This is a genomic window from Flagellimonas abyssi, assembly GCF_019457905.1.
GTDB classification, from domain to species: domain Bacteria; phylum Bacteroidota; class Bacteroidia; order Flavobacteriales; family Flavobacteriaceae; genus Flagellimonas; species Flagellimonas abyssi.
Genome location: NZ_JAHZSV010000051.1, coordinates 1 through 12,677 on the forward strand (window position 1 = coordinate 1; position 12,677 = coordinate 12,677).

The 12,677-nt window shown below is 43.1% G+C and carries 8 protein-coding genes; 2 read left to right on the forward strand and 6 right to left on the reverse strand.

Going from position 1 to position 12,677, the window contains the following annotated elements; all coding sequences use genetic code 11:
* Positions 1–81: 81 nt before the first annotated feature.
* The 6 genes from K1F36_RS18665 to K1F36_RS18690 are packed head-to-tail and all read right to left on the reverse strand — an operon-like array spanning position 82 to position 6,269.
* Positions 82–594 carry a hypothetical protein gene (locus K1F36_RS18665; protein WP_220115140.1) on the reverse strand — a complete coding sequence of 171 codons (513 nt, stop codon included), beginning with the start codon at positions 592–594 and terminating at the stop codon, positions 82–84.
* Positions 572–1,780, reverse strand: coding sequence for a hypothetical protein (locus tag K1F36_RS18670; RefSeq protein ID WP_220115141.1), 1,209 nt, complete (start codon positions 1,778–1,780; stop codon positions 572–574). The genes K1F36_RS18665 and K1F36_RS18670 overlap by 23 nt, the downstream gene beginning before the upstream one ends.
* Positions 1,781–1,782: 2 nt before the next feature.
* A complete protein-coding gene (locus tag K1F36_RS18675; RefSeq protein ID WP_220115142.1) occupies positions 1,783–3,957 on the reverse strand; it encodes a type II secretion system protein GspD in 2,175 nt (724 codons plus the stop codon).
* Positions 3,958–3,960: 3 nt separating this feature from the next.
* Positions 3,961–5,373 carry a GspE/PulE family protein gene (locus K1F36_RS18680; protein WP_220115143.1) on the reverse strand — a complete coding sequence of 471 codons (1,413 nt, stop codon included), beginning with the start codon at positions 5,371–5,373 and terminating at the stop codon, positions 3,961–3,963.
* Positions 5,374–5,856, reverse strand: a complete 483-nt coding sequence (locus K1F36_RS18685) for a hypothetical protein (protein WP_220115144.1) — start codon at positions 5,854–5,856, stop codon at positions 5,374–5,376.
* Entirely contained in the window at positions 5,856–6,269 is a 414-nt protein-coding gene (locus K1F36_RS18690) for a general secretion pathway protein GspG (protein WP_220115145.1), read from the reverse strand. The genes K1F36_RS18685 and K1F36_RS18690 overlap by 1 nt, the downstream gene beginning before the upstream one ends.
* A gap of 795 nt (positions 6,270–7,064) precedes the next feature.
* Between K1F36_RS18690 and K1F36_RS18695 the strand changes: the two genes are divergently transcribed.
* The gene (locus K1F36_RS18695) at positions 7,065–10,058 is read left to right on the forward strand and encodes an RHS repeat domain-containing protein (RefSeq protein WP_220115146.1); all 2,994 of its coding nucleotides are present in this window, start codon (positions 7,065–7,067) and stop codon (positions 10,056–10,058) included.
* Positions 10,059–10,105: 47 nt separating this feature from the next.
* Positions 10,106–12,677, forward strand: a 2,572-nt coding sequence (locus K1F36_RS18700) for a DUF6443 domain-containing protein (RefSeq protein WP_258539149.1), incomplete at its 3' end; no start/stop codon positions are given.

Below are 12,677 nucleotides of genomic sequence, written 5' to 3' on the forward strand. Positions count from 1 at the left end.
ATGGTAAGAATTGGGACGCTTGCAGCGCAAAACAGGGTTTCGCTCTCCTTTTATTTTGAAAGACAAAGAGTAATTGGTTTGTCATTCCATTTGCTGCACATGTAGGGTGGCCTGCAAATAGCTTTTTCTTTGGCGTGGGTCAAGTTGTTTTTCAAATGCCATGTGCGTAATCCCTCCAAAATTTGCTTGGGTCTCCAATCCATGTGTAACTTTTAGAATGTTGGTGAACCCGCCCTCCAGCACAAACCGATACGTCCTTATCACGGTGTTTTCATCACGGACCATATGGGGCGCATTAAAGTCCATGATCTTAACCGAGTGAAGGGTGCCCTGTTCATTGAGGAAACGCAAAAGTTCGTTCTGTACATTGGTCGACCCAAGGTTCAGCGCTTTAAATTGAAGGTCCAATTGTAGCTGTTTTTTTCGAAGGTCAGCAAGTTTAACAGGGATGTCCTTGGCCTGTTCACGTTGTTCGCTCTCATTGAGATACTGCGACCGGAGCGCCAATGTTTTTCTAATGGCCAGTTGATAGCATACAAAGAGGGCAAGTACAAAGCCTCCGATCAATAGTTTATTTCTTTTGTCCAATACCATCACAATATATTTTTAGACTAAAGTTGTCCACGGTCTTTGAGGTGTACTCGTAATGTTCGATCTCCAAGTCCCTGACCCATTCCATGGATTCCAACTGGGCGGTCCATTGGGCAAAAGCTTTTTTATCATTGGTCTGGCCCGATATGATCAATTGGTCGGACCCCGTGCTAATGGGTTTGTCCGCCTGGATGGGCCGGGTAAGGGGCTGATAGGTCAAGTGTTCCAATAGGATACTTTCGGGCAGTCCCTCCCCGATCTGGTCCACATATTGCGTCGTCCGGGTATTGGAGGAGCCCAATAGGGCACGCAGCTTTTTTTCCTTGGTACCTACACGTTTCTGCATGCGCACCAAAAGCGCTTCCTGTTGTTCGGGATCTATCGGTCCTTCGCTTGCCATTGTTTTGGAACGGTAATGGGAAAACATCAAAAAGTTCACCAACAACAAGGTCAAAAGAAGGCCCAAGCCCCATTGCAATCCCTGTTGATAGAACTTCCGGTTCAAAAAATGGTCCTTAAGCCCTGAATTGGTTTTGGTAAGATTGGATGCGGGCAATAGGTTCTGAACATGTCCCAATAGCTGTGAGAAGGATAGGAGGTGACCTGAAGGGATGCGCAATCCCTGGATATCGATATGTTCCGATGTCGGAGATGCCCCTAAGGAAACTTTCCAGTCACTATGATCTCCTTGATGGATACTGAAATTGGACCCTGAAACCGGAACCTCCAAAAAGGGGAGGGCGGGGGAGAGTCCACTGATGCCAAGGGAGACCGCTGCCGGAGAAATCCCTGCTTCACGCAATTGCACTAAAACTTCATCGATCACCGAACGCTTTGCAATGGAGACCACGCGGAGCTTTGGCTTATCCATGACCTGAAAATAAAACTGTTCCAGATCTAAATTTGGAAAGGCCAGTTCGACCCATTGTTCGGGAATTTTTGCACTTGTTTCGGGTACCGGTTTGTTCAGTACTTTGGCTGTATTGATAGTAATCACCAATACGTTCTTTTTGTTCACTTTCCGCTCCAAGGAATCCAACGAGCTGAACTGTGATGCATCCAACAGGGTCAACTCTCCTTTTTCTCGCTTTAACGTAAGGAGGGTATAGTGTAGGGTACCATCCACCTCAAAGATTTCCAATCCTTGAAAGACGGTGCCCTTAAATAATTGTAATACCCTTTGGAACATAATCAATAGATTACCGTTGGTTTGATCAATATGGTCAGTTTTTGCTTGGTGTCCTCGCGTCGGCGTTGACTGAACAGCCACTTGATCACCGGAATCCTTGCCAAAAAGGGAACCCCGCTCCCCGAATCATCCTTGATCTTCTCCTCCAGCCCACCTAGTATGGCCAGATCTTGGTTCTGCATACGGATAATGGAGCTGAACTCCCTTGAGGTCAACCCTGGGGGAGCATCCTCTTCGATGCGCTCTCCGCTAAAGTCAGACTGGATCACATTGATGTTCAAGGTGACCTGTCCATCACCGGACACCAAGGGCTTAATGCTTACGCCCAGTTCGGCATCGATTGGGGCATAGTTTCGGATCTCGGATGTTGTGGGTACCTGGGAACCAAAGAAATTTTGATTGGTGATGACATAGTAAGTGGTCTCACCTATGGATAAGTTGGCCCTATGCCCATTGAGAGTGGAGAGTTTTGGTGTAGAGCGTATTTTGATGTTCCCGTTCTCCTCCAAAGCTTTGATGGTGGCAAAGAATTCAGGTACTACCTTGCCAATGTTGAAGGAACCGAAACCGTCAAAACCACCGATGACCTTATTGACGGTTTTGGCTCCCAATGTCAGGTCGGTCCTCGGGAACAGATTTCCACGGGTCTCTACGGGCTGGTCACCAATACCCCAGCTGATGCCGGTTTCGACCATAGAGGATTTTTTGACCTCAATGATCATCACCTCTATCAATACCACGGGGACAGGCTTGTCAATTTCCGCTATAAAGCTTTTGAACCGCTCAATATTGGCAGAGGGCCCACTGACCAAAAAACTGTTCAGTTCAAAATCCACCTTGATGTCCAATTCGGATTTGATTTCATCGGGAACAATATTCACCAGTGCCTCGGCAGTATCTTGATAGTTTCCAAAGCCATTAGTGGTATTGGTATTGATGTTCCTCGTATTGTTAAAATTGTTCTGATTGCTGCCAAAGCCTTGATTCTGGCCATTCCCATAATAATTGATATTACCGGTATTGGTTCGACCTGCACTGCGGTACCCGTTATAGGTTGAAGGGTCGCTCAACAACTCCACCGAGCGGTGCATCATCTGAATAATCTCGACCTGTCGAACACTGAGTTGATCGGCCGTTCCAAAAAAGTAAATATTGTTCTCCTTTTTAAATGTAAAACGGGTAAAAGGATTGTCCATGCCTTGATTTGCCATATCGTTTTGGGCAAGATTACGTGTACGTCCATTGGGATTTGGTTCTTCGGATACCGGTCCGCTTCCTGTGGTCTGTCCCTCAAAAATATGTGTCAAAAGGTCGTCGAATGAAATATGTTTGGCATTGAAGGTGACATTGCCTGCCTCCTCCAGTGGTGTTGCCGTGTAGATGTCCAAATGAAGGTCATGTCCAAGGGCTGTTACGATATCGGCTATGGGAGTGGCATTGAAATCCACATTAAGAATCTGGTTGACCGTGTCGATGACCTCATAACGTATGCCCTGTCCAAAATTGGGCCCGGTTCGATCGCTCTGTGCTTCCTTGGCACTGAACAGGTAGAACCCATCACGGGATTTGGAGTGGGAAAGCCCATTGAGGGCGGCCAATTTTTCCATGGCGGCATCAAAGGGTACCTGTTTTAAATAGATGTTCAAGGGACGGCTTTTCAGATTGTTGGCGAAGAGCAGATTATGGCCCGATAGTTCCATGACCCTCCGAAAAACACGTTCCAGGGCAATATCCGAGACATCCAAGGTGATGAGTTTCGAATCAGGGTCTACGTCCACAACAAAAGTTTTTTCCACGACTTCTGGCTGGGGAGGTATATATTTTTTAATGGAAAGGATGCTACCGGTAAAATCAATGGTCAGGTTATATTCCTTGCAGAGAAAGACCAAAAGCTCCGCTATGGTGACATTCGAGAAATTGTTGACAATGGTGATATTGGAAATATCATTGGAAACACTGAGGTTGAGATTGTGTACTTTCGAGACCGCGATCAAGAAATTGGGCAAGGTCACATTGGTGACGTTCACCTCCAGTTTTAAGGTTTCGTTGTAGGCGGGATGGTCTACCGCCAATAGCTCCAATTGATTTTCGATACGTTGTATCCGATCGCTATCATATTGTGGATAGGCAATCTGAAACACAAACATCAATATTGGTATGATCAGGTTTTTGTGCATAGGTCAGTGGCTTAACAGGGCATAGACCTCTTCGATGGAGGTCACCCCTTGACGGATCAGTTCAAGGGCATTGCCCCGTAAACTGGATATTCCGTGTTCGTTCATATAATTGTCGATTTCAAGGACATTCTCCTTGATGGCCGTTTCCAGGTCTTTTCGGATGGGCAGTATCTCATAGAGGGCCTTACGGCCATGATATCCGGTATGGTGACATGCATTGCAACCCATGGCCGTCCAGTGGTGTTTCAAGTCCTTGGGGATGGTGAAACCGGATGGGAAGGACCCTGTGTCAATCGGTTTTTTTTCTTTACAATTGTCACATAGTTTACGCACCAAACGCTGGGCCACGCTCATGTTCAAGGTGCTGGCGATCAAAAAGGGAGGGACCCCCATATCGATCAATCTTGAAATAGTGGCCCAGGCGGAATTCGTATGAATTGTGGAAAGCACCAAATGCCCCGTCAATGCGGCGCGAATGGCCATATTGGCCGTTTTGACATCCCTGATCTCACCGACCATGATAATGTCCGGATCCTGGCGCAAGAAGGTCCGCAGCGCACTGGAAAAATCCAGTCCGATGTTTTCTTTTAATTGCACTTGATTGACCCCTTCCAGCGTGTACTCGATAGGGTCTTCTATGGTCAGGATATTGGTGGCTCCGTCGTTCAATTGCTTCAGGGTGGCATATAGGGTAGTGGTCTTTCCTGACCCCGTAGGCCCTGAGATCAATACGATTCCGTTGGGTTTTTTGATGCCTTCTTGGTAGCGTACCAGTTCGTTATCGTTCATTCCCAAGGAAGTCAGGTCGATACTGCCCGTGTCCCGGCTCAGGATCCTTAGCACTAGTTTTTCCCCATGGAGGGTAGGGAGGGAAGATACCCGGATATCGAATTCCTCTCCCTGGGAACTGACCGTGATCCGACCGTCCTGTGGCATTCGTTTCTCCGATATGTCGAGATTGGCCCTGATCTTGATCTTATTGACCATGGTCGGGTAATCCGCTATGGGTACGCTGTAGTATTCCAAGAGCTTTCCGTCCAATCTAAGTCTTACACGGCTATTGTTCTCATAAGGTTCAAAGTGGATATCACTACTGCCTATGGCCTTGGCCTCCAGTAAAATCTTTTCCAAAAAATCGGTGGAGTAGCTCATTTGGGAAACATTGTTTCCATTGCGCTGCCGGTAATTGGTCGTCAGATACTGCTGGAGTTCTTCCCGTTCACAGGATTGAAGGATGACCGGAGTGTCCAACACGATGTTCAGCTCGGACAATAATGTTTCCAACGCTGTACTATCGGTTTTCAAAACAATGCCATTATCATCTTTGGATACCGGCACGATCCGATAATGGAACGCCTGATCGGCAGAGATGCACTGTTGCAAATGGGGCGGTATTTTAAAGGATTTTTCGGACATTCAATAGGCATATAAAGATGGCGCTCCCGGTAACAGGGAGAGTAAGGTGATAGCCATAAGAAATAAACCCATGAGACCGGCCATGGGTACGGTATTTACTTTAAGAAATAGCTTCATGGGTATAAAAGCTACTAACGAGAATATTAGCGACGCCACCAATAGATATACATAGGTCATCGTGGGAAAGCCCAAGGCCATGGCATACAGGAACAATAGGTCCCCCAGACCAAAACTAACGTTCAAAAAAGGCTTTTTTAAAATATACCTAACGACTGCCCAGAGCATCAATAGGATACTACTGGTCAACATCAAATTGGTGATTGCGGCATAGGCAAAAACAAAAAAACCTACTTGAAGCCCATGTACCAGTCCAAGGCTAATTCCCAATAAAGGAAACCAGATCCAGGTCACTTCACGGTCCCTTACGTCCTGATAGGCTATGATTCCATAGCTGAACAAAGAAAACAACTGTAACATGAACATCAATCCTTGATGATTTGTTTGGGATTGCCGTTCTCATCGATTTCCCAGACGTTGAGCACCCCATCGCCATCAAAATCGGTGATGGCCTCGGCCCTGGCCTTGAAGGCGGCATTGTCCGCTGAAATGATTTCGTAACGGTAATTGGCGGTGCCGTTTTCCTGTACGGTCCGTGGTGGGACAAAGTCAAGTTCGTTCATCTCAAAGGTATACTTGCTGTACATGTACCGATAGGTGGTCTGGGCATTGTACAATGCCTTCAATTGGGTCTGTGCCTCGATACTCTTTGCCTTGGAGATCAAGGGCATGAGATTGGGCAATGCCAAAAGAAGCAATATACCGATGATGGCCAAAACGATCAGGGTTTCCTGAAGGTTCAAAGCCTTGATTTTTTTTGTAGGAAATGGTAGTGTCATAAAAGGATAAATCAGACTTGGTAATATGAATAACTTTAAAAACGGTTAGTTATTATGAGTTGTATATAAAAAAACAATGGTTTTATTGATGTTTATGTAATTCATCGAAAAAAATGTGAATCATTAATAATTATAAGATAAAACTTATATACTTGTCAAGTATTGCATTTTTAAATGAAAGAAAATACATACTAAACATTAACCTACATACCATGTACATTCAACTTCAAAACAAGCAAAAGCAACTTCAATTAAAAAAGACTGTCAAGCCTTTAAGTCGCATTTTATTTCTATCAATTGCGGATGCGCAAAAAACTGATGGTGTACCCAGGACCAAAGATAAAACTGGAAGAAGGCTTACCAATTCGGTTAATAAAGAACAGATCTTTATTTCTACCTAATTATTTAATTCTCGAACTGTTACTTAAGGATAGCTGCCCAATGGGGTGCTCGTTGGTATTTTGAAATTAATTTTAGACAAATATTTCAATTATCTGGGTGGCCTGCGGCCATAGTCATTTAAGATTCCCAATAAATACCCTTATACATAATATTGTTTAAACGGGCACAACCTTGCCATTGTTCAACTAGGAGTTTTTTGATTTAAACCTATAAAAACAATTTGTTGTTCAGGTTTTGGTCCTTAGGGAGTCCATGGTGTTTAAACTCGAACAAAAACCTTGGTCCATTAAATGAGGCGATGAATTCAAATAAGGATAACTGTCCAAAAAATCATTGAATCCTCTCAAACTGAAAAACCCAAAATCTTGTCTTTAACCTCGAAAACAGTAAATCATGATATTAAAAGTTTTAAACAATAAGGGGCATATTCAATTTAAGACCCCTGTGAATATTTACACTATAGTCCTTCTTATCGTTGGGCTAAATTCTTTTGGCCAAAGTTTCTCAGATGACGTAACCCAAATCCATGAGATACCGACCACACCGACCATGTGGGAATTTGAGAAGTATGGTAATTATCCAGTATCCATGCACACTGGGGTGCCCGACATTTCAATCCCATTGGTCTTCGCTCAATCTGGAGAGTTAAAGATTCCAGTTTCCTTACGGTACCACGCCTCTGGAATAAAGGTCGACCAAAAGGCAACTTGGGTTGGTTTAGGATGGACGCTTATGGCCGGGGGTGCCATAACCCGTACGGTAAGGGGTGGTGTGGATGAATGGTCACAAGGATATATCAATAATACTTATTATGAACAGGGACAATTTGATCCGGCATTTGAAGATAATTATTCTGTTACGGAACAAATGATTTTGGGATTAATAGATACGGAGCCCGATATTTTCAATTATAATTTTATGGGTTATTCCGGGAAGTTCATATTTGATCATTCAGAAAATCGTGGTACTGCTACAATTTCTTTGATACCTCATAACGATTTGATTATAACCCCAACGTTTTCGGGTGGAGGAGGAAATGAATCCATTGAATCCTTTACCATAACAACACCTGAGGGTTATGTCGCTGAATTTGACTATCCTGAAAGATCCAGTGAATACCGGCAGGGTATACAACAGAGTTTAACTGTTACGGCCAATAGTGCATGGCATCTCAAAGAGGTGACTGCTCCTAATGGAGTAGATAAGATCAGTTTTGAATATAAGACGCTACCGGGAACTGTGTTTAATGAAAGATATAGTAGAACCGAATCCGTTGAGTTGAACGACCCCTGTAATCCAAGCAATAATTCAGGTAATATTATAACTGGTTCCAACGGTGGGGGTACATTTTCCCAGGTTAAACGCCTCGAAAGGATAAATTTCAACAACGGTTACATCTATTTTAATTCTTCCGCAGGAAATAGACAGGATGATCCAGATGATGAAAGTCTGAGGCTGGATGATGTCCAACTCTATAGCTTCATAAATGGACAAAGCACCTTGATAAAAAAGTTTCAGTTCCAATACGGATATTTTGGTTCTATAGACAATCAAGATTCCACACCTGATGAATACGAAGTCCGGCTAAAGTTAGAACAGCTTATAGAAGAAGGGGGTAATGGAGCCACAAAAAATCCATATGAATTTTCATATATAGAAAATATGGGAATTCCTGCCCGTTTTTCCACGGCACAGGATTATTGGGGGTATTTTAATGGGAACAATTCAGCTACGTTGATTCCCTATTATTCCTATGCCGGACTAACCTTTGGTAGTGCCGATCGGGAACCTGCGCCATGGCTATCCAAAATGGGAATATTGGAACGGATAGTTTATCCAACCAAAGGATATACAGAATTTGAATTTGAGGGAAATCAGGTTCCAGTTTCATATGGAAGTACTGAAGAGAGGGATGTAGGGGGATTGCGTATTAAAACTATTAAAAACTTTGATTTTGACTCTACGTTACAATGGCAAAAATCCTATGAATATGTTCGTAAGGATAACAACGCCATTTCTTCAGGTGTATATAACGACACCGGTTTGATGGATGATAGTAGCTTTTTCAAGGTAATGGATAAGCACGAGAGTACTAAACAATGTGGTAGTTGCCAACCAACTTTTGAATATCAGAATTGTGAGACAAAAGTGTTTTCCGTTAGTTCATATCCTGTGAATGCAAACGGTTCTGCAAATGTATTTTATGGGAATGTAAAGGAGTATAATGGTAGTCCAACCCATGGTGAAGGCTATACATGGTATACCTATAGTTCTACCAAAGATACCTTTTATAGCCTATCCGGTCCGGGATCAATCTTTTTTAATATTGACAGAAGTTGGGATAGGGGGCAATTGCTTAAAGAAGAGGTTTATGAGGAGGGCAACTCTAGCCCAATAAAGTCAATTACATATACTTATGAAGAGGTTGAGGTAAGGTCTCCAATATCAGGATTTAAACCATTTACCAAATTCAACGTTCAGGGTTATGGGTACTATCCTCCTGGGGAAGACCCGAGTATTTTTCGAAGTGCACATTATTATTTGGGGTACTATACCGAACCGATTGTTTGGAAACGATTGGCATCTAAAATCACAGAGGAAAGAGGTGTCTCCGTAGAGCAAAATTTTTACTATGATCTTGAATTGGATCATGCCAATCTTGCGAGGGAGGAAACAACGGACAGTAAGGGGAATAGTATTGAAGTTGAAATGTATTACCCGGATGATGTCGATGGAACCTCTAGCATGGAGGGAAGTGCCCTGTCAACACCGCAGTATACTGTAATAAACTTACTTAAAAAAAATGCAACCCATTCGAGGGTGGGTCAAGTTATCCAAACTGTGAAAACTTTCAACGGTAAAAAGAGTATTGAAAGAACCTATTTTGGTTTATGGAACACTAGTATGGTCTTACCTGACAGTATTCAAACCTCAAAGGAAAATACGCCCTTGGAAAGCAGGTATGTTTTCCATGAATATGATAGTGAGGGCAATGTTTTAGAGGTCTCCAAAACAAATGGAAGTCATGTGTGTTACATATGGGGTTATGACAAACAATACCCCATTGCCAAAATTGAAAACTTGAAATCAGATGAGATTGACTCCAATCTTCAAAGTCTCATCAATGCTTCTATAGCGGCATCTGATATTGATGATTCGACGATTGACGAGGCTAATCTAAGAGAAGCACTTGATGATGTTAGGGCAAATTTACCATCTGCTATGATTACTACATATACCTACGACCCGTTGACGGGGGTGACGAGTATAACCGACCCTAAAGGACAAACCATCTATTATTTGTATGACGAGTTCAACCGGTTGAAGGAAGTACGTGATACGAACAATCATATTGTGACCGATTATCAGTATCGATATAAAAATTAATTATCCCCTTTGAATAACAATAGGATAACCGTTTAAATGTTGTTAAAATGAAACTAGTCAATAAAATATTCAAAATATTACTGATTTGCCTAATACTGGGTTTTTCATCTCAAAGTGTAGCGCAGAGTTGTTATGCAACGGGGCCAAGTATGAGTTTTCCAGGTGAAGGCGGGGTCACAAAATATTCCACGCTGCAAGGTGGATGTTCGGATGGCTCTCCCCTTCAAATACAGGTTGGGTCAAAGCCTAATTGGATTTCAGCATATCCAACAGGGAATTATTCCATTGCTGCGACAGCTTCCCCCAACGGTACGGGATCTTCCAGAAGTGGAAGTATTACCATATTACAGTTCGGAAACCCGATAGGTGTGGTTTCTGTATCCCAACCTGCGGGAGTATTTCCCGTAGGTCAGGTCAGTATTACATCAGGTCCAACACAAAGGTGTAAAGGTTCAGATACCTCGGATTATGATGCCAATGCCTCTAACGCCACAAGTTATAGCTGGTCTATATCTGGCGCATGGAATTCCACAATAAATAGTTCGGGTACCGTGAATTGGGATGCTGGTTTTTGGGGTACTGCGACTATTAGTGTTACAGCACATGGGGCCAATAACAGTACATCGACAGCTACAAGAAATGTTACGGTTACTGCGGTTGATAGGCCAAACCTGGATGTACCTGTGACTGAGATATGTGGCACCAATACTGTGACGGTGACCTTACAAAATTTGGGAGACAATACACTATATGAGCTTTTGAGGAATGGGAGCGTCGTAGCAAGTATTGACACAGGACCGGATGGATCGCCTTATTTTCAACCTTGGGAAATAGCCCTTGGAGGTACTTATAAAATTAGGGGTAAATTGGATGGTTCGCCGTGTAGTGAGGAATGGGGGGAGTTTACTATAACTAAATATGAAGGTTTGGGAAACCCTGTTCTAAGTGACCCAGGGTCACGCTGTAAAGGAGCGGGAACTTCGTCAATAAGTGTGAACAATCCATCTGGCGATAGTTCTTATGCTTGGACAATTACTAATGCAGGAAACTCGACTATTAATAGTTCAGGAAGTTCCGCCTCTATAACCTGGGATCCTGATTTTTCAGGAACTGCAACGGTCAGAGTAGAAGTTGAAGATGAATGTAATAACTCTACCATTAGGACAAGGACAATATCTGTCACTGAACCGGTTTTATGGTATAAGGATACCGACGGAGATGGGTATCGAGACCCAGGAGTGCCTGCAGAACTCCAATGTACTTCGCCCAGTGGCAATTGGACGGATGATCCCCAGCCCATTGTAGATTCTTGTATCAATTATTTTAATGATGCCGATGGTACCAATGGGTGTAATCCGAATTGTTTGGAAAATGTAACAATGTTGAACCAGACAATTGTATTTTCCAATCAGGGAGGAGAGGAGACCGTTACATATAGTTTGCCCTGTAGTTCAGGTTACAACATTGAGGTCGTTCCAAATAGTTCTTACGATGATTGGTTGGAAGTTGAACGCCTCACTTCACGTACCTTCAAAATAACATGTGATGCGGGCAATGAGGTAAAACAAGCAACAGTTGCTGTTACCATAAATGGGAACTCTCAGTATGGATCTATGGGGTTTGGAATACAGGTACAAAGGGGGACATCTAGTAATCCTGATCCCGACCCCGACCCTTGTGTTGCGAGTTCGATGGACGATATATCCTTTGGGGCATCCGGGGGAACCCAAAGTGTTACTGTAAATTATTCTGGTGATTGCGTTGGTACACTTGAACTAAGAAATCCGTATCAACCTATTCCTGAGTGGTTGGAGGTAACCCCAGGTCCAGGAACGACCTTTATTCTTTCGGTCGAAGAAAATAGCGAAAACACTGTACACAATACAATTTTGAGCCCTATGATGTCTGATGGAAATGGAAATTATATGGGTATGGGGGTCACGTTTATTGTGACTCAAGAGCATCTCGCCTCAATCCCTAGTGAAAATTATATCTATACACGTACTTATCAGAAAAAGAGTGCGAAGATTATAGATCCATTACGTTTTACACAGAATGACTCTTTAGTACAGAACATTACCTATTTTGATGGTCTTGGGCGACCTATCCAGCAAGTCGGGATAGCTTTAACCCCAAAAGATGGTAATGGCCAAGCTTATGATGTGGTTACCCCTATAGGTTATGATTCTGTAAATAGAAAGCATAAGGAATGGTTGCCTTATGTAGATATAGTAGAAGGTTTAGGAAGTTTACGGGTCGGGGATACCACAGCAACAAAACAATATTATTTGGACAGTTATCCCTTAGACTTCCCAGGGATAACAAACGTTCAGGATATTAATGCGTTTTCGCAAAAGCAATTTGAGTCCTCTCCCTTGAACAGGATTTTAAAACAAGCTGCGCCTGGCACTGATTGGGCTATGAATCAAGGTAATGAGATAGAATTCAATTATACGTCAAATATCAGTCTGGATGAGGTGCGACAATTTGAGGTAAATCTAACAAAAACTACAGTTAATGGCATCGTAACTTTTGAATCGATATTGACTGAGGAAAGTCCCAACATCATGTACGACGTTGGCGAACTCTACAAGACGATCACCTACGACGAGAACCATC

What these genes read in the sequence shown, in the direction of transcription:
- K1F36_RS18685 (WP_220115144.1), bottom strand. Translation starts at nt 5,856, where the DNA reads ATGTTCATGTTACAGTTGTTTTCTTTGTTCAGCTATGGAATCATAGCC.
- K1F36_RS18680 (WP_220115143.1), bottom strand. Translation starts at nt 5,373, where the DNA reads ATGTCCGAAAAATCCTTTAAAATACCGCCCCATTTGCAACAGTGCATC.
- K1F36_RS18665 (WP_220115140.1), bottom strand. Translation starts at nt 594, where the DNA reads ATGGTATTGGACAAAAGAAATAAACTATTGATCGGAGGCTTTGTACTT.
- K1F36_RS18690 (WP_220115145.1), bottom strand. Translation starts at nt 6,269, where the DNA reads ATGACACTACCATTTCCTACAAAAAAAATCAAGGCTTTGAACCTTCAG.
- K1F36_RS18670 (WP_220115141.1), bottom strand. Translation starts at nt 1,780, where the DNA reads ATGTTCCAAAGGGTATTACAATTATTTAAGGGCACCGTCTTTCAAGGA.
- K1F36_RS18675 (WP_220115142.1), bottom strand. Translation starts at nt 3,957, where the DNA reads ATGCACAAAAACCTGATCATACCAATATTGATGTTTGTGTTTCAGATT.
- K1F36_RS18695 (WP_220115146.1), top strand. Translation starts at nt 7,065, where the DNA reads ATGATATTAAAAGTTTTAAACAATAAGGGGCATATTCAATTTAAGACC.